The organism is Paracoccus sp. TRP (genome assembly GCF_000185925.1).
Lineage (GTDB): Bacteria > Pseudomonadota > Alphaproteobacteria > Rhodobacterales > Rhodobacteraceae > Paracoccus > Paracoccus kondratievae.
In genome coordinates this window covers 80,506-100,072 of the sequence record NZ_AEPN01000003.1, presented here as the reverse complement: position 1 = coordinate 100,072, position 19,567 = coordinate 80,506, and the positions used below count along the sequence as shown (strand labels likewise).

Annotated in this window: 21 protein-coding genes; 15 read left to right on the top strand and 6 right to left on the bottom strand. The window is 64.5% G+C overall.

The window, feature by feature from the left end; genetic code table 11:
- Positions 1 to 42 precede the first annotated feature (42 nt).
- Complete coding sequence (locus tag PARACOCCUSGL_RS0102935) at positions 43 to 2,322, bottom strand: NADP-dependent malic enzyme (protein ID WP_010392880.1); 2,280 nt, start codon at positions 2,320 to 2,322, stop codon at positions 43 to 45.
- 159 nt (positions 2,323 to 2,481) lie between these two features.
- Between PARACOCCUSGL_RS0102935 and PARACOCCUSGL_RS0102930 the strand changes: the two genes are divergently transcribed.
- From PARACOCCUSGL_RS0102930 to PARACOCCUSGL_RS0102905, 6 genes are all read left to right on the top strand, one after another.
- Positions 2,482 to 2,877, top strand: coding sequence for a cytidine deaminase (locus tag PARACOCCUSGL_RS0102930; protein WP_010392878.1), 396 nt, complete (start codon positions 2,482 to 2,484; stop codon positions 2,875 to 2,877).
- On the top strand, positions 2,874 to 4,166 hold the full coding sequence (locus PARACOCCUSGL_RS0102925; RefSeq protein WP_010392876.1) for a thymidine phosphorylase: 1,293 nt from the start codon (positions 2,874 to 2,876) through the stop codon (positions 4,164 to 4,166). Before PARACOCCUSGL_RS0102930 ends, PARACOCCUSGL_RS0102925 begins: the two co-directional genes overlap by 4 nt.
- The gene (locus PARACOCCUSGL_RS0102920; RefSeq protein ID WP_010392875.1) at positions 4,163 to 5,347 is read left to right on the top strand and encodes a phosphopentomutase; all 1,185 of its coding nucleotides are present in this window, start codon (positions 4,163 to 4,165) and stop codon (positions 5,345 to 5,347) included. Before PARACOCCUSGL_RS0102925 ends, PARACOCCUSGL_RS0102920 begins: the two co-directional genes overlap by 4 nt.
- On the top strand, positions 5,344 to 6,312 hold the full coding sequence (locus PARACOCCUSGL_RS0102915) for an adenosine deaminase (protein ID WP_010392874.1): 969 nt from the start codon (positions 5,344 to 5,346) through the stop codon (positions 6,310 to 6,312). Before PARACOCCUSGL_RS0102920 ends, PARACOCCUSGL_RS0102915 begins: the two co-directional genes overlap by 4 nt.
- Positions 6,309 to 6,944 (top strand): uracil phosphoribosyltransferase, encoded by a 636-nt coding sequence (gene upp, locus PARACOCCUSGL_RS0102910; RefSeq protein WP_010392872.1) that lies wholly within the window; start codon positions 6,309 to 6,311, stop codon positions 6,942 to 6,944. Before PARACOCCUSGL_RS0102915 ends, upp begins: the two co-directional genes overlap by 4 nt.
- A gap of 71 nt (positions 6,945 to 7,015) precedes the next feature.
- The gene (locus PARACOCCUSGL_RS0102905) at positions 7,016 to 8,059 is read left to right on the top strand and encodes an SPOR domain-containing protein (protein ID WP_138918271.1); all 1,044 of its coding nucleotides are present in this window, start codon (positions 7,016 to 7,018) and stop codon (positions 8,057 to 8,059) included.
- Between the two features lie 100 nt (positions 8,060 to 8,159).
- On the opposite strand, the gene PARACOCCUSGL_RS0102900 is transcribed toward PARACOCCUSGL_RS0102905, so the two are convergent.
- The 3 genes from PARACOCCUSGL_RS0102900 to PARACOCCUSGL_RS0102890 all read right to left on the bottom strand — a co-directional run bounded on the left by PARACOCCUSGL_RS0102900 (position 8,160) and on the right by PARACOCCUSGL_RS0102890 (position 11,468).
- Positions 8,160 to 9,179 carry a hypothetical protein gene (locus PARACOCCUSGL_RS0102900; protein WP_010392866.1) on the bottom strand — a complete coding sequence of 340 codons (1,020 nt, stop codon included), beginning with the start codon at positions 9,177 to 9,179 and terminating at the stop codon, positions 8,160 to 8,162.
- A 291-nt stretch (positions 9,180 to 9,470) separates the two neighbouring features.
- Positions 9,471 to 10,376 carry an RNA polymerase sigma factor RpoH gene (gene rpoH / locus PARACOCCUSGL_RS0102895; protein ID WP_010392865.1) on the bottom strand — a complete coding sequence of 302 codons (906 nt, stop codon included), beginning with the start codon at positions 10,374 to 10,376 and terminating at the stop codon, positions 9,471 to 9,473.
- Between the two features lie 66 nt (positions 10,377 to 10,442).
- The gene (locus PARACOCCUSGL_RS0102890) at positions 10,443 to 11,468 is read right to left on the bottom strand and encodes an RluA family pseudouridine synthase (protein WP_010392862.1); all 1,026 of its coding nucleotides are present in this window, start codon (positions 11,466 to 11,468) and stop codon (positions 10,443 to 10,445) included.
- Between PARACOCCUSGL_RS0102890 and PARACOCCUSGL_RS0102885 the strand changes: the two genes are divergently transcribed.
- The gene (locus tag PARACOCCUSGL_RS0102885; protein ID WP_040601659.1) at positions 11,467 to 11,772 is read left to right on the top strand and encodes a DUF6476 family protein; all 306 of its coding nucleotides are present in this window, start codon (positions 11,467 to 11,469) and stop codon (positions 11,770 to 11,772) included. The two genes, PARACOCCUSGL_RS0102890 and PARACOCCUSGL_RS0102885, sit on opposite strands and share 2 nt — an antisense overlap.
- On the opposite strand, the gene PARACOCCUSGL_RS0102880 is transcribed toward PARACOCCUSGL_RS0102885, so the two are convergent.
- Positions 11,763 to 12,056 (bottom strand): accessory factor UbiK family protein, encoded by a 294-nt coding sequence (locus PARACOCCUSGL_RS0102880; protein ID WP_010392859.1) that lies wholly within the window; start codon positions 12,054 to 12,056, stop codon positions 11,763 to 11,765. The genes PARACOCCUSGL_RS0102885 and PARACOCCUSGL_RS0102880 overlap by 10 nt on opposite strands.
- 153 nt (positions 12,057 to 12,209) lie before the next feature.
- Here PARACOCCUSGL_RS0102880 and lgt point away from each other — a divergent pair, with 153 nt between their 5' ends.
- From lgt to PARACOCCUSGL_RS0102860, 4 genes are all read left to right on the top strand, one after another.
- Positions 12,210 to 13,100, top strand: coding sequence for a prolipoprotein diacylglyceryl transferase (lgt, locus tag PARACOCCUSGL_RS0102875; RefSeq protein WP_010392857.1), 891 nt, complete (start codon positions 12,210 to 12,212; stop codon positions 13,098 to 13,100).
- On the top strand, positions 13,097 to 14,170 hold the full coding sequence (locus PARACOCCUSGL_RS0102870; RefSeq protein ID WP_010392854.1) for a class I SAM-dependent methyltransferase: 1,074 nt from the start codon (positions 13,097 to 13,099) through the stop codon (positions 14,168 to 14,170). Before lgt ends, PARACOCCUSGL_RS0102870 begins: the two co-directional genes overlap by 4 nt.
- Complete coding sequence (pgeF, locus tag PARACOCCUSGL_RS0102865) at positions 14,154 to 14,918, top strand: peptidoglycan editing factor PgeF (RefSeq protein WP_010392850.1); 765 nt, start codon at positions 14,154 to 14,156, stop codon at positions 14,916 to 14,918. The genes PARACOCCUSGL_RS0102870 and pgeF overlap by 17 nt, the downstream gene beginning before the upstream one ends.
- 86 nt (positions 14,919 to 15,004) lie before the next feature.
- A complete protein-coding gene (locus tag PARACOCCUSGL_RS0102860) occupies positions 15,005 to 15,259 on the top strand; it encodes a hypothetical protein (RefSeq protein ID WP_010392848.1) in 255 nt (84 codons plus the stop codon).
- 52 nt (positions 15,260 to 15,311) lie between these two features.
- On the opposite strand, the gene PARACOCCUSGL_RS0102855 is transcribed toward PARACOCCUSGL_RS0102860, so the two are convergent.
- On the bottom strand, positions 15,312 to 15,815 hold the full coding sequence (locus PARACOCCUSGL_RS0102855; protein ID WP_029371393.1) for an Lrp/AsnC family transcriptional regulator: 504 nt from the start codon (positions 15,813 to 15,815) through the stop codon (positions 15,312 to 15,314).
- A 162-nt stretch (positions 15,816 to 15,977) separates the two neighbouring features.
- Between PARACOCCUSGL_RS0102855 and trxB the strand changes: the two genes are divergently transcribed.
- The 4 genes from trxB to PARACOCCUSGL_RS0102835 all read left to right on the top strand — a co-directional run bounded on the left by trxB (position 15,978) and on the right by PARACOCCUSGL_RS0102835 (position 19,492).
- Complete coding sequence (gene trxB / locus PARACOCCUSGL_RS0102850) at positions 15,978 to 16,994, top strand: thioredoxin-disulfide reductase (protein WP_010392844.1); 1,017 nt, start codon at positions 15,978 to 15,980, stop codon at positions 16,992 to 16,994.
- Positions 16,995 to 17,026: 32 nt separating this feature from the next.
- Positions 17,027 to 17,836: a transcription antiterminator BlgG gene (locus PARACOCCUSGL_RS0102845; RefSeq protein WP_010392842.1), complete on the top strand. Its 810-nt coding sequence runs from the start codon at positions 17,027 to 17,029 to the stop codon at positions 17,834 to 17,836.
- 73 nt (positions 17,837 to 17,909) lie between these two features.
- Entirely contained in the window at positions 17,910 to 18,689 is a 780-nt protein-coding gene (locus PARACOCCUSGL_RS0102840; RefSeq protein WP_010392840.1) for a hypothetical protein, read from the top strand.
- Positions 18,635 to 19,492 (top strand): glycosyltransferase family A protein, encoded by an 858-nt coding sequence (locus PARACOCCUSGL_RS0102835; protein WP_227493402.1) that lies wholly within the window; start codon positions 18,635 to 18,637, stop codon positions 19,490 to 19,492. The genes PARACOCCUSGL_RS0102840 and PARACOCCUSGL_RS0102835 overlap by 55 nt, the downstream gene beginning before the upstream one ends.
- Positions 19,493 to 19,567: the final 75 nt, after the last annotated feature.

The following is a 19,567-nucleotide window of genomic DNA, read 5'->3' as shown; positions in this document are numbered from 1 at the left end:
GGCAAGGGGTGGGCTGCGGTAGAATCACCGCAGCCCCATGGCTTAGCGATAGTGATCGACCGGCGTGCCGGCGATCGCGCTCATATTCAAAAGGCCGCGGGTGGTGATCGAGGGCGTGACGATATGGGCGCGGTTGCCCATACCCATCAGGATCGGCCCGACCTCAAGCCCGTTGGCCTTGAGCTTCAGCGCGTTGCGCACGCCCGATGCCGCATCGGTGCCCGAAAAGACCAGCGTATTTGCCGCCCCTTCCAGGATCGAGCGCGGCAACAGCCGCTCGCGGATTGATGGATCCAGCGCCGAGTCGACGTGCATTTCACCGTCAAAGATGAAGTCCACGCCGCGCGAGTGCAGGATCTCCATCGCGGCGCGCATCTTGACGCCGGTTTCGTTGTCGAGGTTGCCGAATTGCGAATGGCTGCACAGCGCGACCTTGGGTGTGACGCCAAAGCGGCGCACGTGGCGGGCGGCACCGATAGCGGCCTCGGCCACCTGTTCGGGCGTGGGGTTATGATGGACCTGAGTGTCGGCGATAAAGAGCGGCCCGTCCTCAAGGATCATCAGCGACAGCGCGCCATGCGGGCACAGCCCGTCCCGGGCGAGCACCTGGCTGACGTAATTCAGGTGCCAGCTATATTGGCCGAAAGTGCCGCAGATCAGGCTGTCAGCCTCGCCCCGGTGAACCATGACCGCGCCGATGGCGGTGGTATTGGTGCGCATGATCGCGCGGGCGATGTCGGGGGTGACACCGCGCCGGGCCATCAGATCGTGATAGGTGCCCCAATAGTCGCGATAACGGGGGTCGTTTTCGGGGTTCACGATCTCAAAGTCGCGGCCGGGGCGGATCGGCAGGCCGGCGCGTTCGGCACGCATGGCGATCACCTCGGGACGGCCGATCAGGATCGGCGCGTCGGTGGTTTCCTCCAGCATCGCATTGGCGGCGCGCAGCACCCGTTCATCCTCGCCCTCGGCAAAGACGATGCGGCGCTTGGCGGTTGCAGCGGCCTCAAAGACCGGGCGCATGATCATCGCCGAGCGGAAGACCGAGCCGTCAAGTTTGCGTTTGTAGACGGCGATATTGTCAAGCGGACGGGTGGCGACGCCGGTCTCCATCGCCGCCTTGGCGACAGCGGATGAGACCACGCCGATCAGACGTGGGTCAAAGGGTTTCGGGATCAGATAATCCGCACCAAAGGTCAGCGTTTCGCCCCGATAGGCCATGGCTGCTTCGGCACTGGTGGTGGCGCGGGCAAGCGCGGCGATCCCTTCGATACAGGCAAGCTGCATCTCGTCGTTGATCGTGGTCGCGCCGACGTCCAGCGCACCCCGAAAGATAAAGGGAAAGCACAGAACGTTGTTGACCTGGTTGGGATAATCGCTGCGGCCCGTGGCGATGATCGCATCCGGGGCGACGGCGCGGGCATCCTCGGGCAGGATCTCGGGTGTCGGGTTCGCCAGCGCAAAGATGATTGGACGCTTGGCCATTTTGGCGACCATTTCAGGTTTCAGGACACCGGGGCCGGAAAGGCCAAGGAACAGGTCCGCGCCATCGATCACCTGATCGAGCGTGCGCAGATCGGATTTCTGCGCATATTCGGCCTTTTGCGGCGTCATTTCCTCGGTCCGGCCCTCATAGACGAGGCCGGCGATATCGCAGAGCCAGACGTTCTCGCGCTTGACGCCCAGTTTCAGCAGCATGTTCAGGCAGGCAATGCCTGCTGCGCCACCGCCGGTCGAGACGACCTTGATATCCTGAAACCGCTTGCCGGCGATATGCAGCGCATTGGTCGCCGCCGCGCCGACCACGATGGCGGTGCCGTGCTGGTCGTCGTGAAAGACCGGGATGTTCATCCGCTCGCGGCACAGTTTCTCGACGATAAAACAGTCGGGGGCCTTGATATCCTCAAGGTTGATGGCGCCGAAGGTCGGCTCAAGCGCGCAGACGATATCGGCCAGCTTTTCGGGGTCCGATTCGTTCACCTCGATATCGAAACAGTCGATATTGGCGAATTTCTTGAACAGGACCGCCTTACCCTCCATCACGGGTTTTGAGGCCAGCGCACCGATATTGCCCAGCCCCAGCACGGCCGTACCGTTCGAGACAACGGCGACCAGATTGCCGCGCGAGGTATAGCGGGCAGCGGTGGCAGGATCGGCCTTGATTTCAAGGCAGGCTTCCGCCACGCCGGGCGAATAGGCGCGGCTAAGGTCGCGGCCGTTGGCAAGGGGCTTGGTTGCGCGCACCTCCAGCTTACCTGGGCGCGGAAATTCGTGATAATCCAATGCCGCCTGCCTGGCGTTGTCCTGCCTGCGTTCTTCCATGGCCAGACCCTCTCCTCTCAAGATGGTTCAGCGTTAAACTATTTCTTCGCCGGGGAACAGGGGGCATTGCGATCCGGGGGCGGGACTGCGCCGCTCTTGCATCGTGGGGGGCGGGCGCGCAAACTCATTATCCGGGAAAAGGGCAGGGAAAGGTGGACCATGGCGCTTTTGGATGCGGCTCGTGATGTGCGCGAAAGGGCCTATGCGCCCTATTCCAATTTCAAGGTCGGCGCGGCGGTTCGCGGTGCCTCGGGCAGGGTCTATGTCGGCTGCAATGTTGAGAATGTCGCTTACCCCGAGGGCACCTGCGCCGAGGCCGGGGCTATCGCTGCGATGATCGCAGCGGGCGAGACCGAGATTGTCGAGGTCGCGGTTATCGCCGACTCGCAGGGGCCGGTGCCGCCTTGTGGCGGCTGCCGACAGAAGCTTGCCGAATTCGGGCGTCCCGAAACCCCGGTGCTGCTGGCGACCATCCGAGGGACCGAGCTTGCCACCACGATCGGCGAGCTGCTGCCCGGTCGCTTTGGTATCAGTCATATGTCGGGTACGGAATGACCCCCGAGGCCTCGCGCCATGATCCGCGTCCGGTGATTGCTGCCGTCCGCGATGGGCATGGGCTGGATGCGGCGGGTGCGGGGCTGATCGCGCGCGGGCTGGCCGATGGCTCGGTCAGTGACGCCCAGGCGGCCGCGTTTGCCATGGCGGTGCTGCTGCGCGGGCTGGATAAGGGCGGTCGCGTGGCGCTGACCCGGGCGATGCGTGATTCCGGTCATGTCATGCGATGGGATCTGCCGGGGCCGGTGGTGGACAAGCATTCGACCGGAGGGATTGGCGATACGGTCAGCCTGATCCTTGCCCCTTTGGTTGCCAGCTGCGGGGGCTATGTGCCGATGATCTCGGGGCGCGGGCTTGGCCATACCGGCGGCACGCTGGATAAGCTTGAGGCCATACCGGGTTTCCGCACCGCGCTGTCTGAGAAAGAGTTTCGCCGCGTTACTGCCGGGGCCGGCTGCGCAATTGTTGCCGCGGGGCCTGAACTTGCCCCCGCCGATGCGCGGCTTTACGCGATCCGCGATGAAAGCGCGACGGTCGGTTCGGTGGATCTGATCACCGCCTCGATCCTGTCAAAGAAACTGGCGGCGGGGCTTGATGCGCTGATCTTGGATGTCAAACAGGGCAGTGGTGCCTTTCTGCGCAACCCCGAGGCGGCGCAGGACCTGGCGCGTGCGCTGGTCGATACGGCCAAGGGCGCGGGTTGCCGCACCCGCGCCTATGTCACCGACATGGATCAGCCGCTGGCCCGCGCCGCCGGCAATGCGTTGGAACTGCGCGAGGCGATCGTAGCCCTGACCGGTGGGCAAGGTGCGTTGCGGGATCTGTCGCTGGCGCTGTCCTCGGCCTGCCTTGATCTGGCCGGGCTATCCGATGGCACATTGCAGGCGCTGGAAAGTGGCGCTGCGGCTGAACGTTTCGCCCGCATGGTTGCCGCGCAGGGTGGCCCGACCGACCTGCTGGAACATCCCGACCGCTATCTGCCACCTGCGCCGGTGGTGCGTGCCGTGCCCGGTCGCGGTCGGGTTGCCGCCATAGATACCGAGGCGCTTGGCCATGCCGTTGTCGCTTTGGGCGGCGGGCGGCTGCGTGCCGGTGACCGGATTGACCCACGGGTAGGGCTTGCAGAACTGCTCCGCATCGGCGAGACGGCGGATGAGGGGCGCCCGCTGGCGCTGGTCCATGCCGCAACAGAGGCGGCGGCCGAGGCGGCGGTTGCCTCAGTCGCGGCTGCCTATCTGCTGGGCGATGGGCCGGAACCGGGTCCCCTGATCCGCAGCGAGGTGACATGACCGACAGACGCGCTGTCCTGATCGTGATGGATTCGGTGGGCATCGGCGGTGCCCCGGATGCGGCTGCCTATTTCAATGACGGGCTGCCCGATACCGGTGCGAATACGCTGGCCCATATCGCCCAGACGCGGCCGCTGCATCTGCCTCATCTGGACGCGCTGGGGCTTGGTGCCGCGATCCGCCTGGCAAGCGGGGCCGGGGCCCCCGGTCTTGACGCGGTCCCGCAGGGGCTTTGGGGGGCCGCAACCGAGGTTTCGCGCGGCAAGGACACCCCCTCGGGTCATTGGGAGATTGCGGGCGTTCCCGTGCCTTGGGACTGGCACTATTTCCCGGATACCCACCCGTCCTTTCCAGCCGATCTGACCGCGAATATCGCCCGTGCCGCCGGCACCGATGGCATTCTTGGCAACGAACACGCCTCGGGGACCGAGATCATCGCCCGCCTTGGCGCCGAGCATCTGCGCACAGGCCGGCCAATCTGCTATACCTCGGCCGATAGTGTGTTGCAGATCGCTGCGCATGAAGAGCACTTTGGCCTCGACCGACTTTATCGGCTCTGCGAAGCGGTGGCGGCCATGGTCCATCCGATGCGCGTCGGGCGGGTCATCGCCCGGCCGTTTCTTGGGGCTGAGGGCAGTTTTACCCGCACTCCGAACCGCCGCGATTATGCCATAGCTCCGCCGGCGCCGACACTGCTTGACCTCGCTCACGAGGCCGGTCGCATTACCCATGCCATCGGCAAGATCGGCGATATCTTCTCGCATCGCGGCATCTCGCATCTGCACAAGGGGCGCTCGGACGCCGACCTTGCCGATCATCTGCTGCGGCTTGCTGATGAGGCCGCGCCGGGCAGCCTGATCTTTGCCAATTTCGTCGAGTTTGACAGCCTTTATGGCCACCGTCGCGATATCGAGGGCTATGCAGAGGCGCTGGAATGGTTTGATGGCGTTGCCGGGGCGCTGATGGCCCGGCTGCGTCCGGGGGATCTGGCGATTTTTACTGCCGACCACGGCAATGACCCGACCTGGCACGGCACCGACCACACCCGCGAGCGTGTGCCGGTCTTGGGCTGGGGCTATGGTGCGCGCGCGATCGGGCAGGTGGGTTTTGCCGATATTGCCGCCTCGGTTGCCGCCCATCTCGGCCTGCCGCCCGCCGGTCCGGGGAGATCGTTTCTATGAAATCGCTGAAAAAGGTCGAACTGCATCTGCATCTGGAAGGCGCGGCACCTCCAGCCTTTATCCGCGCGCTAGCCGCTGAAAAACATCAGGATATCGGTCACATCTTTGATGAGCGGGGTGCCTATTCCTATAACGGATTCAATGAGTTTCTTCGCGTATATGAGGCTGCGACCTCGGTTTTGACGGCGCCGCGCGACTATGCGCGGCTCGTGACCGAAGTGCTTGGCAATTGCGCCGAAGAGGGCGCGATCTATGCCGAAGTTTTCGTCTCACCCGAGTTCTGCGGTGGGGCGGATCTGACGGCATGGCGCGACTACCTCGCCGCCATGGAAGAGGCAGCCGCCGAGGCGGAGCGCAGCGGCATCACCAGTCGCGCCATCCTGACCTGCATCCGCCATTTCGGCCCCGAGCGCGCCAGGAAAACCGCGATCTGCGCGGCCGAGACTTCGGGTAGCTGGGTCACAGGATTTGGCATCGGCGGGGCCGAGAGCGCGGGTGAGCTAAGCGACTTCGCCTGGGCCTTCGATTGCGCGCGCGAGGCGGGGCTGGGCCTGACCGCACATGCTGGCGAATGGCGGGGACCCGGGTCCGTCCGCGACGCGCTTGCCCTTGGTGTCACCCGCATTGGCCATGGTATCCGCGCCATTGAGGATGCCGCGCTGCTTAGCGATATTGCCGCGCGCGGTGTGACGCTGGAGGTCTGCCCCGGCTCGAATATTGCGCTGGGGATAGTGCCCGGCTGGCCCGCCCATCCTATCGCGCGGCTGGCCGATGCTGGCGTGCGCGTCACCGTCTCGACCGACGATCCGCCCTTTTTCCATACCACATTGTCGCAGGAATATCAGCGGCTTGCCGATGCTTTCGGTTGGGCCGAGGCCGAGTTTGGCCAGATGAACCTTTGGGCCGTCGAGGCGGCCTTCTGTGACGAGACCACCCGAACCCGCCTGCGAAAGGACCTCACATGACCCAAGCGCATCTGACCATCGTCGATCACCCGCTGGTGCAGCACAAGCTGACGCTTATGCGGGACAAAGGCACCTCGACCGCCGGTTTCCGCCGTCTTCTGCGCGAAATCAGCCTGTTGCTCGCCTATGAGATCACGCGTGAGCTTGAGATGACCACGGTGCGCATCCAGACCCCGCTGTGCGAGATGGAGGCCCCGACGCTTGAGGGCAAAAAGCTGGCGCTGATTTCGATCCTGCGGGCCGGGAACGGGCTGCTTGACGGTATCCTTGAGCTGATCCCGGCCGCCCGCGTCGGTTTCATCGGGCTTTACCGCGATCCCGAGACGCTGCAACCGGTGCAATACTATTCGAAAATCCCGAATGAACTGGACGCACGTATGACCATCGTGGTCGATCCGATGCTGGCCACCGGCAACTCATCGGTTGCGGCTATTGATCTGCTTAAGGCGGCGGGTGCGCGCAACCTGCGCTTTCTGTGCCTGCTTGCCTCTCCCGAAGGGGTCGCACGGATGCGCGAGGCCCATCCCGACGTGCCGATTGTGACGGCAGCCCTTGATGAGCGGCTGGACGATCACGGTTATATCGTCCCGGGTCTGGGGGATGCCGGAGACCGGATGTTCGGCACGAAATAAATCCGGATTAACGGGTTCTTCAGGGGTTCTGGCCTATTCCCGGATCGGATGAACGATTCGGGGATGGGATGATGCGGGTGATCCTGTGGCTCTTGCTGGTGCTGTTGCCGGGGCTGGCGTGGGCACGGGCCCTTTATCCGGCGGAAGAGCCGCCGCCGGGCTTCCCGGCCCAGCAATATATCGACAGCCGGGGCTGCGTCTTTGTCCACGCCGAAACAGGCGGGTGGCAGGCGCGTCTTGCGCGCGACGGCTCGCCGATCTGCGGCTATCCCCCGACGCTTTCTGCCCGGGGGGTGGACGGCGCGCCCAGGTTGCGGGCGCTTGATCCGAATGCCGGCCGCAGCCGCGCGGAGCTGGTGGCAGAGGCGCTGACCCGGCAGGTCATTCCCAATCTGCAACCCGGTGAGCTGGCCGGCGACCCAAGGCCGCTTGAGCCGTTGCCCGACCGTGGACCTGAGCCTGCCTCATCTGTCCCGGTCGATGCACTGCGTGCTGCGTTGGTGGCGGCTCCGGGTGTGCGTCAAAGCATGGCCGGCGCTCTGCGCCCGAACCTCAGACTGTGCGAGTTGCTGGGCTATGATGGCAAACCGGGCGAGGCGCAGCTTGACGACCCTACCCGTGGCTATTGCACCGGCCTGTCCGAAGTGGAGCTGTCGCGGCTCAGCTTGACCCGCCCAATTGGCAGCGGTGCGCAAACGGCTTCTGCCGCCAGCAGCCCCAAATCCGACGCCTCGCCTCCGCAGGTTGCGCGGGTCGGGCACGGCCCCAAGGTTTCCGGGGCGAGGCCAACCGCCAGAAGCCCGTTGCCTGCGGCCAAGACACCCGTGCGGCCGTCCGGGATTCAAGCGACCCCGCCGCCGATGTCGCCCAAGGTTGGTCTGATCCCCGCAGGTGCGCGTTATGTGCAGGTCGGTACCTTTGCCCGGCCCGAAAATGCCGAACGTGCGATCAGACGTGTTGCCGGAATGGGTTATCCGGTCCTGCGCGGCAGGGATCAAATGGGCAGGCGCGAGGTCGAATACCTGATCGCTGGTCCTTTTCCTGATCGCGAAGGTATCGTCCGTGCGCTTGACCGGATTCGCAAGGCAGGGTTCCGCGATGCCTTCCCGCGCTGATAGGGTGGTGGGTAGGCGAAATACCATCACGCAATCAAGGCGTGGCCTGGGCCACCATCAGGTTTGCAGTGTCACCAGCCTGTTTCCTGTTGCGCAACGGCTACTGATCGCAGATTTCCTGCAGTGCGATCCATTCCCGGTCGCTCAGAACCGGGCGGGGCTCGGCGGTGCGGAAGGGGTCGGCCTCGATCAGGCCGAGAACTGCTTCGCCGGTTGGATCCAACGAGCGGGCATAGGGTTCGCTCGAAATTCCGGCACGGGTGAAATAGGCCAGCAGTGGCTCATCTTCGGGGCGCGGAACGGGGTCGGCCAACAGCTTTTCACCATAGCCCGCCAGGGATTTTGCCGACAGATTGCCAGCAGTCAGCAGATGAAAGGTTGCGCGGGGCCCGGCATAGCGCAGGGCCGCCAGCATCGGGTCGTTCTGCACCGCCATCGCCTGGGCCGCAAGAATATGACCGGCCGCGACCTCGGGGGTAACCTGATCTTCGATCAGATCTTCGCCGATGACGATGATCTCTCCGGGCAGACGGATCGCGCCTTTCAGGGCCGTCGGCAGTACGACGATCTGCGCATCCGGCCCGATCAGCCGCATGGCCAGTTTTTGGCGCACCATATCGCCCGCCGGGCGCGAACAGGCGCTGCCGGTGGTCTTGGCGATCTCGGCCAGCACCATACGTCCGATCTCGGCCCGCTGCGCAGGCGGGGCGATGTCCGCGGCGTGGCGCACCAGCGCCGGCGGCACCCAAAAGGCCGCGAGCAGCGCCATGATCGCAGCCGCCCCCAGCATCAGCCCGCCACGCAGACGGCCGGGGTGGGGCTTGTTTGCCTCGATCACATGATGGACCTTGGAGATAGCCGAGATCATCAGCTCGTCGTCGATCTCAAGCTCTTCATAGGGTTCGGCCCCGCCCGGCCCATAACACGCGGGCAGCTTGCCGGGGTTAAGCCGGGTGACGGCAGGCAGCGACCAATGCGCAAGCGGCATTTCAGAGCGCGGATCGGACAGGATCAGCGTGGCGTCGCCGAAAGACACGATCACATCCCGCGCCTGCGAGCGGGGCGTCTCACGCCAGAGTCCTGCGGCTTCCAGCCGCTGATATTGGTTCAGCGCCGTCATTTCCGCGCCATCGGCTCCTGCTGTCCTGTCCCGACCATAAGCCAAGCCGGGTGCCGGTCAACTCTGCCCGCCATCACGATATTTCGCGCTGCCGGGGCGCTGGAAGACGGCCGGCGCGGCAGGGATAACCGCAATATTGCGCCCGTGTTCGCACGACCCGGCATCCGCTCGCAAGAGCCCTTGCCGCGCGAAGCCCACCTCAGCGGCAAGGGATTGCTTGGCAAGGGAAAAATGGTCCCATATCGGCCCTGCTGCAGCAGGGTGCGGGCGAACAGGGGCGGCAATCCCGGATCAGACCGTTTCGGGCACCGTCATGCCACGTTCGCGTGCCAGTTCGCGGATGCGCTTTTGCAGCTTTTCAAAGGCTCGGACCTCGATCTGGCGGATACGCTCGCGCGAAACATCGTAGCGAGTGGACAGATCCTCAAGCGTCATCGGATCGTCGCGCAGGCGCCGCTCGATAAGGATGTCTTTTTCGCGGTCGTTCAGCACGTCCATGGCCGCGACAAGGATCTCGCGACGGGCCGAAAGCTCATCCGCCTCGGCGAAGGCTTCGGCCTGATCTGCATCCTCATCTTCAAGCCAGTCCTGCCACTGAGCAGTAGAATCGCCGTCACCCGACCCGACCGTAGCGTTCAGCGACGCATCGCTGCCCGACATGCGGCGGTTCATGTCGATGACGTCCTGCTCGGTCACGTTCAGATCATGCGCGATCTGGGCGACGTTTTCGGGGCGCAGATCGCCCTCTTCCAACGCGCCAAGCCGGGATTTGGCTTTGCGCAGGTTGAAAAACAGCTTCTTTTGCGCCGAGGTGGTGCCCATTTTGACCAGCGACCACGAGCGCAGGATGTATTCCTGAATCGAGGCGCGGATCCACCACATCGCATAGGTTGCCAGACGGAAACCCTTTTCAGGGTCGAACCGCTTGACCGCCTGCATCAGCCCGACGTTCGCCTCGGATATGACCTCGGCCTGCGGCAGGCCATAACCGCGATAGCCCATGGCGATCTTGGCGGCGAGGCGCAGGTGGCTGGTCACCAGCTTTTGCGCCGCCTCGGCGTCCTGATGATCGACCCAGGCCTTGGCGAGCATGTATTCTTCGTCCGGATGCAGAAGCGGAAACTTGCGGATCTCCTGCAAGTAGCGGTTCAGGCCCTGTTCAGGGCTGGGTGCCGGAAGGTTCTGATAGTTCGCCATCTGAGAATTCCCTGTCCCGCCCACCGGCGGGTAATTGTGAACGCTATCAGCGCGGGCCGGGTTCCATTATCCGGACGCTTCGCGCAGTTTTGCCAGCAATCCGGCCATGTCGGGCGGCAGCGGGCTGGTAAAGGTCAGCGTCTCGCCGCTGACCGGATGTTCAAAGCCCAGCTCGGCGGCGTGCAGCGCCTGGCGGGAAAAGGCGGCGACCGCCGCTGCGGCATCTGTTCCCAGAGCCCGGGCCGAGGCCCGCCTGTTCCCACCATAGACCGGGTCGCCGACAAGGCCCAATCCCGCATGGGCCATATGCACGCGGATTTGATGGGTCCGGCCCGTTTCCAGCCAGCATTCGACCAGCATGGCGGTGGGGGGCGTGCCGAATGTTTCAAGCACCCTTGCGCGGGTCACAGCATGACGGCCGCTGTGAAAGCTGACGGCCTGACGCTGCCGGTCGGTCGGGTGGCGGCCGATCATGGTCGCAATCCGCAGCACGCCGCCCGCTTCAAAGCTGACGCCAGGCAGGCCACGGAGTCGCGGATCGGCAGGGTCGATCATGCCATGGGCGATGGCGATATAACGTCGCCGTGCGGTGTGATCGGCAAATTGCCGGGCAAGCCCCTGATGCGCGCGGTCGGTTTTTGCCACGACCAGAAGGCCCGAGGTCTCTTTGTCGATGCGGTGCACGATGCCTGGACGGGCGGTCCCTCCGATACCCGACAGGCTGCCTGCGCAATGGGCAAGCAGCGCATTGACCAGCGTGCCCGAAGGCGCACCGGGCGCGGGGTGGACCACCATGCCGGCGGGTTTGTCGATGACGATCAGGTCCTCATCCTCATGGGCGACGGACAGGGGGATCGCCTCGGGCTGGGCGTCCAGCGGCTCGGGCTCGTTGATGCGGATAAGATAATCCCCGGTTTCCGCCCGCGCCTTGCCATCCGCCACCGGGCCAGATGGTCCGGTGACTGCGCCATCGGCGATCAGCTTTGCCAGGCGCGAGCGCGACAGAGCCGCCTGCTCTGGTGCGGCCAGCGCAAGCGCCTTATCAAGGCGTTCGGACAGCCCTTCGGGAATGGTGATGAGGATTTCTGCCATGACACGGGATGATAGGCCGGATGCGGGGCCAGAGGAAGCGTTGCCGATGCTGCGCTGGCTGCGCCTTCTGGTGACTGCGCTGGCGGTGGTGATGGGGGTGGGCGTGCTGGTGATCGCCGCGCTGCTGTGGCTGCGTCTGTCGCAACCGCTGCTGCCTGAACTGCCCGAACAGATTACCCTGCCTGCAGGCGCGCAACCCGCCGCTGTCACCTTTGCCCGCGATTGGCTGGTGGTGGTGACCCAAGCGGGCGAGGTGCTGCTTTATGACAAGCAGGGCAGGCTGCGCGGACAGGTTCAGCCCTGATCGCTGCCCGTGTTCAGCGGGCCGGCCGGATTGACCGAGGTCACACCCTTGCCCTCCAGCGCGTCAAGGCGGGCACGCAGTTCGGCATTCTCGGTCCGGGCCTTGATCGCCATTTCGCGCACCGCTTCGAATTCTTCGCGGGTGACGAAATCGCGATCGGCCAGCCAGCGATCAATCCAGCCGTTAAAGGCGGTCTGGGCCTCGTCCTTGGCGCCCTGGGCCACGCCCATGGCGTTGGTCATCAATTTCGAGAGATCGTCGAGAAAGCGGTTGTTTGCAGTCATGGCGGGCCTTTCGGTTCAGCGAGACCTTCTATATGGCCCCGCTTGCCGGCCTGTTCAATTGCCCGCGCCCCTTCCTGCGCCGGCGAGTTCCAGATGGCCGGTTGACACCGCGGTCCCCCCGCGTAGCCTGCGCCCGCGCCAGATGAGGAGCCCATGATCCCCTTTCCCCGCATTTCGCCCGAGATATTTACCGTCGACATTTTCGGGTGGGAGCTCTCGTTGCGCTGGTATGCGCTGGCCTATCTGGTCGGGCTGCTGATCGGCTGGCGCATTATCGTTGCACTGATGCGCCGCCCGCGTCTTTGGGGCGGTGGCGCGCCCATGCGCCCCGAACAGGTCGAAGAGTTGCTGACATGGGTGATCGTCGGCGTGGTCCTGGGCGGGCGGCTGGGCTTTGTGCTGTTCTACCAGCCGGCCTATTACCTGGCCAATCCTTCGCAGATTCCGGTGATCTGGCAGGGCGGTATGTCCTTTCACGGCGGTTTTCTGGGTGTGGTTATCGCGGCGTGGTGGTTCTGCCGCCGCCACGGCATAGCGCCGATGCGGCTTGCGGATGCGTTGTCGGTTGCGACGCCCATTGGGCTGGGCCTTGGGCGGGTGGCGAACTTCATCAACGCCGAGCTTTGGGGGCGTCCGACCGACGCGCCCTGGGGGGTGATTTTCCCCGGGGTCGAGGCGCAGACCTGCCCCGGCATCACCGGCCCCTGTGCCCGTCACCCCAGCCAGCTGTATGAGGCGGGTCTTGAGGGCGTGCTTTTGGCTATCGCGCTGTTTTTGCTTGTCCGTGCCGGTGGGCTGCGCCGGCCGGGGCAGGCGCTGGGACTGTTTCTGGCCGGCTATGGCCTGTCGCGTTTCGTGGTCGAGTTCTTTCGTCAGGCTGATGCCCATTTCATCACCCCGGACAATCCGTTGGGCCATGTGCTGGGCGGGCCGGTCTGGGGCGTGACCATGGGCCAGCTTCTGTCGTTGCCGATGGTGCTGATCGGCCTTGCTTTCCTGATCCGGGCGCGCATGAGACCGCCTGTGGCCCAGACCGTCGCATGACGGCGTTGGCCCGCCTGATCGCTGGGCGCATCCGGCTGTCGGGGCCAATGCGGCTGGACGAATATATGCAGCTTTGCCTGCTGCATCCTGAACATGGCTATTACGCCACCCGCGATCCCTTTGGCAGCGTGGGCGATTTCATCACCGCACCCGAGATCAGCCAGATGTTTGGCGAGATGATCGGCCTTGCGCTGGCGCAAACCTGGCTTGATCAGGGCAGTCCTGCGCCATTTACGCTGGCCGAGATCGGGCCGGGCCGGGGTACGCTGATGGCCGATATCCTGCGCGCCATCCGCATCGTACCCGGCATGGCCGAGGCGGCGCGGGTCACGCTGGTTGAGGCATCTCCCCATCTGCGGCGGGTCCAGCGCGAACGTCTGGGGGAGGCCACGCACCTTGATCAGGTCGCGCAACTGCCCGAGGGGCCGCTGTTTCTGATCGCCAACGAGTTTTTCGACGCCCTGCCGATCCGCCAGTTTCAGCGTCGCGCACAGGATTGGGCTGAACGCATGGTTGCCTTGACGCCCGAGGGCGATCTGCATTTCGCCCTTGCCCCGGCGGATGAGGCTATTGCTGCGACGCTGCCTCTGGTTCCCGAGGGCACGGTGATCGAGCTTTGCCCCGAGGCCGCGCCGATTGCTGCGCAGATCGCCGGACGTATCGCCGGGCATGGTGGCTGCGCGATTTTTATCGACTACGGCAACTGGCGGGGGCAGGGCGACACCCTGCAGGCTTTGCGCCGCCATCAGCCCGAGGACCCCCTGGCCAGTCCCGGCGATGCCGATCTGACCGCGCATGTCGATTTCGCACCCCTTGCTGCCGCTGCGCATGGTGCGGGGGCACGGGTCTCTCGCATGGGGGCACAGGGTGCGTGGCTGCGGCATCTGGGGATCGAGGCGCGCGCGCAGCGTCTGGCCCAGGCCGGGGACGCAGGCGCGATGGCCGCGCTTCATCGCTTGACCGCGCCCGGCGAAATGGGTCACCTGTTCAAGGTGCTGGCCATCTGGGCTCGCCATGCGCCCGTGCCTCTTGGATTCGAGCCCCTGGACAAAGATGCACACGACGCTTGAAATACTGACCCATCCGCTGCTGACTTCGGCGCGGCACGGCTTTTTTACCCGGCGCGGCGGCGCCTCTTCGGGGGTGTTTTCGGGGCTGAACTGTGGTTACGGCTCGGGCGATCAGGCCGAGATCGTGACCATCAACCGCGGCCGGGTTGCCGAGGCGATGGGTGTCCCTGCGGGCAGGCTGGCGACCGTGCATCAGGTCCATTCCCCCGATGTCGTGGTGCTGCGTGACGGCGACGATCCGGCAGAGATCGCCAAGATCCGAGCCGACGGTATCGTGACCAACCAGCCCGGCGTGGCGCTGGCGGTGCTGACCGCCGATTGCCAGCCGATCCTGCTGGCGGATCCCGAGGCCGGGGTGATCGGCGCGGTGCACGCCGGCTGGCGCGGGGCGCTGTCAGGGGTGATCGAATCGACAGTGGGGGCAATGAACGACCTTGGCGCGCGCCATATCCGCGCGGTGGTCGGTCCATCGATCAGTCAGCGCGCCTATGAGGTGGGTGAGGATTTCATGGATGAATTCCTTGCCGAAGATCCGGGATACCACCGCTTTTTCGCTGGGGGGGCAAACGGACGGCCGATGTTTGATCTGCCGTCCTTTGGTCTGATGCGACTGCGCGAGGCCGGGGTTGAGGCTGAATGGACGGGCCATTGCACCTATTCCGATCCCGAGCGGTTCTATTCCTACCGCCGCAGCACCCATCGGAATGAGGCCGATTACGGCCGGCTGATCTCGGCCATCGCACTGTAACGCGGGTATTTTCTGGTCATATCGGTTGTCTCATCTGCTGCCATATGCCAGTATCCTGGACATTGATTTTGACAGGAGATGGTGTTTTGCGGGACTTCTTTATTGTGTGGATGGAACGGATCATCAGTGTGGTCATGGTTCTTGGGGCTGTCGCGGTCCTGCTCGGCGGGCTGGGCGTGATGACCGCGCCTCAGGGGGGGCTTCTTCCAGGCCTGATGGTCTGGATCGCCGGCACTATCTACCTGATTCTGATCGGTGGCATGGTCTACCTGGGCCTGGGTATCTACAACAATACCAAGCGCACGGCCGAGGCGATCGAACGCCTTTCGCAGCGGTCCTGAGCGTCGCTTGACAATCCTGTTACCCGGTTTATGGCCGGGTGACAGCACGCTCTTACCCCAGTGCTGCCGCTGCGCGTTCTTCGACCACGCTGAAGGGAACGCCGGGCTCATCCTTGGCACAGCGGATCACCAGCGAGGTCTTGACCGAAGCGACGTTTGGCGCGGCAGTCAGCTGCTCGGTCAAAAAGCGCTGGAAGCTGGTCAGATCGGGCGAGACGCATTTCAGGATAAAGTCGATCTCGCCGTTCAGCATGTGGCATTCGCGCACAAGCGGCCATTCGCAGGCCAGCGCCTCAAATGCGGACAGGTCGCGCTCGGACTGGCTGACCAGACGGACCATGGCAAAGACCTGCACCTCAAAGCCCAGTTCACGGGCATCAATATCGGCGTGATAACCGCGGATATAGCCCATCTCTTCCAGCGCGCGGACGCGGCGCAGGCAGGGCGGCGCGGAAATGCCCACGCGCCGGGCCAGCTCGACGTTGGTCATCCGGCCATCGGCTTGCAGTTCTGCCAGAATTTTGCGGTCGATTTCGTCAAGTCTGGCGGCGGTCATCTGGTCCCCTGATTTGCCTTGCGGGCAAAAAACATGCCGGAAACTATCTTGCAAGGCCGGGTTGCGCAACATTCTTTCCAACATTGTGGAAAAGGGCCTTATGGATTGCATGGAGGCTCGGCGGTGATTAGCTAATGCAGCGCCAAGCAAGAGGTCCGTTCCATGTCCCAAGTCCCTGCCGAGATTGCTGCCGACACCAGCCTGCCTGCCCATAGCCGTGTGCTGATCGTGGGTTCGGGGCCGGCGGGTTATACCGCTGCCGTCTATGCCGCGCGGGCGATGCTGAAGCCGGTGCTGATTCAGGGGATGCAGCCGGGCGGTCAGCTGACCATTACGACCGAGGTCGAGAACTGGCCGGGCGTGACCGAGATTCAGGGCCCCGACCTGATGGTCAGGATGGAGGCCCACGCCCGGGCCATGGGCGCGCGCATTTTTGTCGATACCGTGACCCGGCTTGACCTTCAGCAGCGGCCTTTTGTCGCCGAGCTTGATTCGGGTGCGCGTATCACGGCGGATGCGGTGATCCTTGCCACCGGCGCGCAGGCGCGTTGGCTGGGGCTGCCGAGCGAAGAGAAATTCAAGGGCTTTGGCGTTTCGGCCTGCGCCACCTGCGACGGCTTCTTCTATCGGGGCCGCGAGGTCGTGGTGGTCGGCGGCGGCAATACTGCTGTCGAAGAGGCGCTGTTTTTGACCAATTTTGCCAGCAAGGTGACGCTGATCCATCGCCGGGACAGCCTGCGCGCCGAAAAAATCCTGCAAGAGCGGCTGTTCCGCAATCCCAAGGTCTCGGTCCTGTGGGATCATGAACTGGTCGAGGTCGCCGGAACCGACGGTCCTCTGGGCGTGACCGGCGTTCGCGTGCGCCACGTCCGGGAAGGGGCCGAACAGGTGGTACCAGCGGACGGGGTTTTCATCGCTATCGGCCATGCCCCGGCCTCAGAGCTGGTCAAGGACCAGTTGGAGCTGCACAACGGCGGCTATGTAAAGGTCGAACCGGGTTCGACCCGGACCTCGATCCCCGGCGTTTTTGCAGCAGGTGACCTGACCGACCATGTCTATCGTCAGGCAGTGACCAGTGCGGGCATGGGCTGCATGGCCGCACTTGATGCAGAGCGGTGGCTGGCCGAACATGACATGGCTGGCGAGCCCGTCCCCGAGGCGGCAGAGATCCCGGCCTGATCGTCCCCCATCCTTCGCTTCGGAGCCTGACCATGATCCTGCCGCATCATCAACCGATCCGCGAGCTTTTGGTCAGCGCCGAGGCAGGGCGCAAACTGCTGGATGAGACAGCGCGCCTTGCGATCTGGGATCTGACCGGGGACCAGCTTGCCGATCTGCGACTGTTGGTAAACGGCGGCTATGCGCCGCTGCGGGGGTTTCTGCCCCAGGCGGACCATCAGGCGGTGCTGGAGCAGATGCGGCTGGCCTCGGGCGCGCTGTGGCCCGTGCCGGTGCCTCTGGATATCAGCGCGGAGTTCGCCGCTGAGATTGATGCGGGCGAAGATATTGCCTTGCGTGCGCCGGATGGCACGATCCTTGCCATCATGTCCATCACCGACAAGTGGGGCCCTGACTGGCGGGCCGAGGCTGAAGAGCTGTTTGGAGGCTGTGACCCCTCTCATCCCGGGGTGGTGCGGATGGCGGCGCTTGCCGGGCGGGTCTGTCTGGGCGGGCCGGTCAAGGGGTTGCCGGTGCCGGATGCTGTCGCGGGCGGGCCGAATGCGATGCGCTCTGACTGGCGCGAGCAGGGACGGGCGCGGGTGCTTGCCTGTGACCCTGGCGATGAGGCATTGGCCCGGCCGGTTGCGCAGGCGCTGGACGCTACGCTGCTGACGCTGCCTGCCCCACGCCACTATGGTCCGCGCGAGGCGCTGCGCCTTGCAATTCTTGCGCGCAATTATGGGGCGACGGATCTGCTGCTGCCTGCGGATGAGGCCGCGCAAGATCTGCTGCGCGCCCATCAGGACGAGATTGGCGTGACGCTTGCACGGCGCGACTCCGCCGACGTGCTTTCCGGCTGAAAACTGGCAACGTTGACCGGACAGGTGCCTTCGCCTATCGCGGAAACCAGCGCAAAGCAGCAAAGGAAAGCGGATGACCGAACCGGTCCTGATCCTGACCATGAAATGGGGCACCGTTTACGGGGCCGAGGATGTGAACAGGCTTTACCGCCAGGTCGCCCGCCACCTGTCCCGGCCCCATCGCTTTATCTGCTTTACCGATGATGCCAGGGGTATCGACCCCGGCGTCGAGGCGTTGCCGCTGCCCGAACTTGGCCTGCCGCCCGGTCATGGCGATACGCGCTGGCGCAAGCTTGCGCTGTTCCGGCGTGATCTGGGCGGGTTCACCGGGAAGACGGCGCTGTTTCTGGATCTCGATCTGGTGGTCGTGGACGATCTGTCGCCGTTCTTTGACCTGCCGGGCAAGTTCCTGATCATCCGTGACGACGATCTGTTCCGCGCCAAGCCGCTGCGCAAGATCAACCCTGCGCGCGATCGGTTCCTGCATTCGGTCGGCAACTCGTCGGTCTTTCGTTACGAGGTCGGGGCGCATTCCTATATCCTTGACGCCTATCTGGCCGATCCGGGCGCCGCGACTGCGGGCTATGAGATCAGCCAGCAGTTCCAAAGCGCCCAGCTTGCCGCCCATGGCCATCTGCAATACTGGCCCAAAGGCTGGTGCGTCAGTTTTAAAAATGATTGCGTCCCGCGCGGTCTGCGCAGCTATCTTCGCGACCCGAGCCTGCCAGCCGGCGCCAGGATCGTTCTTTTTGCAGGTGCCCCAAAGATGGAAGATGTCTTCGCCGGGCGCGGACATAAATGGTATCGCCGTATCGGCAATATCGACTGGCTGCGGGCGGCCTGGCAGGGATGATCGGGGATGTGCTGCGGCGTCTGAAACAGGCGCGCCGGATTGCCCGCGCCGAGGCCGAGATATTGGCCCGGCAGCTATCGCCCGCGCCGCATGGCTTGCGCGCGCCGCTGATCGTCAGCCTGACCAGCTATCCCGCGCGCTTTGCCAGCCTGCATCTGGTGCTGCGCTCAGTTTTACAGCAGACGGTGCGGGCTGACCGGGTGATCCTGTGGCTGGATGAGGGGGATCAGGACAGGCTGCCCGCTGAGGTCCGCGCGCTGGGTGTCGAAACACGCATTTGCCCGAACTGGCGCAGCTATAAAAAGATCGTTCCGGTGCTGCTGGAAACGCCTGACGCTTATGTCGTGACGGCGGATGACGATGTGTATTACGGTCCTGACTGGCTTGAGGCGCTGGTGCGCCGTGCCGAAAGCCGCGTGGTTTGCCACCGCGCCCACCGGGTTGTGCTGGCCGCAGGCGATCCGCTGCCTTACGGCGACTGGCAACGCAATATCTCGGTGCCCGAGACCGGGCCGCTTGTCTTTCCGACCGGGGTGGGGGGCGTCCTTTATGCGCCGGGCGTGTTTCACCCGGATGTCACCGACGCGGCGTTGTTTCAGGAACTGGCCCCCTCGGCCGATGATGTCTGGCTGTACTGGATGCATCGGCTGGCAGGCAGCAGACCGGAAAAGATCGGCGGGCGTTTTCGCATCACGGAATGGCCCGGCACGCAGCAGCAGAACCTGCGGCAGGGCAATCTGACGGGGGACGGCAATGATCGTGCCGTCCGCGCCCTTGTCGAGCATTACGGCTTTCCTGGCTGAATTTCCTGCCCGGATCGGGCCATGCGGCTTGAATGGCGCGGGTCTGGCTGGCTGTGGGCTGGCTTTCGCCCGGCG

Coding starts and splice junctions, on each gene's coding strand:
- PARACOCCUSGL_RS0102935 (WP_010392880.1), bottom strand. CDS start 2,322: ATGGAAGAACGCAGGCAGGACAACGCCAGGCAGGCGGCATTGGATTAT.
- PARACOCCUSGL_RS0102930 (WP_010392878.1), top strand. CDS start 2,482: ATGGCGCTTTTGGATGCGGCTCGTGATGTGCGCGAAAGGGCCTATGCG.
- PARACOCCUSGL_RS0102925 (WP_010392876.1), top strand. CDS start 2,874: ATGACCCCCGAGGCCTCGCGCCATGATCCGCGTCCGGTGATTGCTGCC.
- PARACOCCUSGL_RS0102920 (WP_010392875.1), top strand. CDS start 4,163: ATGACCGACAGACGCGCTGTCCTGATCGTGATGGATTCGGTGGGCATC.
- PARACOCCUSGL_RS0102915 (WP_010392874.1), top strand. CDS start 5,344: ATGAAATCGCTGAAAAAGGTCGAACTGCATCTGCATCTGGAAGGCGCG.
- upp (WP_010392872.1), top strand. CDS start 6,309: ATGACCCAAGCGCATCTGACCATCGTCGATCACCCGCTGGTGCAGCAC.
- PARACOCCUSGL_RS0102905 (WP_138918271.1), top strand. CDS start 7,016: ATGCGGGTGATCCTGTGGCTCTTGCTGGTGCTGTTGCCGGGGCTGGCG.
- PARACOCCUSGL_RS0102900 (WP_010392866.1), bottom strand. CDS start 9,179: ATGACGGCGCTGAACCAATATCAGCGGCTGGAAGCCGCAGGACTCTGG.
- rpoH (WP_010392865.1), bottom strand. CDS start 10,376: ATGGCGAACTATCAGAACCTTCCGGCACCCAGCCCTGAACAGGGCCTG.
- PARACOCCUSGL_RS0102885 (WP_040601659.1), top strand. CDS start 11,467: ATGACACGGGATGATAGGCCGGATGCGGGGCCAGAGGAAGCGTTGCCG.
- PARACOCCUSGL_RS0102890 (WP_010392862.1), bottom strand. CDS start 11,468: ATGGCAGAAATCCTCATCACCATTCCCGAAGGGCTGTCCGAACGCCTT.
- PARACOCCUSGL_RS0102880 (WP_010392859.1), bottom strand. CDS start 12,056: ATGACTGCAAACAACCGCTTTCTCGACGATCTCTCGAAATTGATGACC.
- lgt (WP_010392857.1), top strand. CDS start 12,210: ATGATCCCCTTTCCCCGCATTTCGCCCGAGATATTTACCGTCGACATT.
- PARACOCCUSGL_RS0102870 (WP_010392854.1), top strand. CDS start 13,097: ATGACGGCGTTGGCCCGCCTGATCGCTGGGCGCATCCGGCTGTCGGGG.
- pgeF (WP_010392850.1), top strand. CDS start 14,154: ATGCACACGACGCTTGAAATACTGACCCATCCGCTGCTGACTTCGGCG.
- PARACOCCUSGL_RS0102855 (WP_029371393.1), bottom strand. CDS start 15,815: ATGACCGCCGCCAGACTTGACGAAATCGACCGCAAAATTCTGGCAGAA.
- trxB (WP_010392844.1), top strand. CDS start 15,978: ATGTCCCAAGTCCCTGCCGAGATTGCTGCCGACACCAGCCTGCCTGCC.
- PARACOCCUSGL_RS0102845 (WP_010392842.1), top strand. CDS start 17,027: ATGATCCTGCCGCATCATCAACCGATCCGCGAGCTTTTGGTCAGCGCC.
- PARACOCCUSGL_RS0102840 (WP_010392840.1), top strand. CDS start 17,910: ATGACCGAACCGGTCCTGATCCTGACCATGAAATGGGGCACCGTTTAC.
- PARACOCCUSGL_RS0102835 (WP_227493402.1), top strand. CDS start 18,635: ATGGTATCGCCGTATCGGCAATATCGACTGGCTGCGGGCGGCCTGGCA.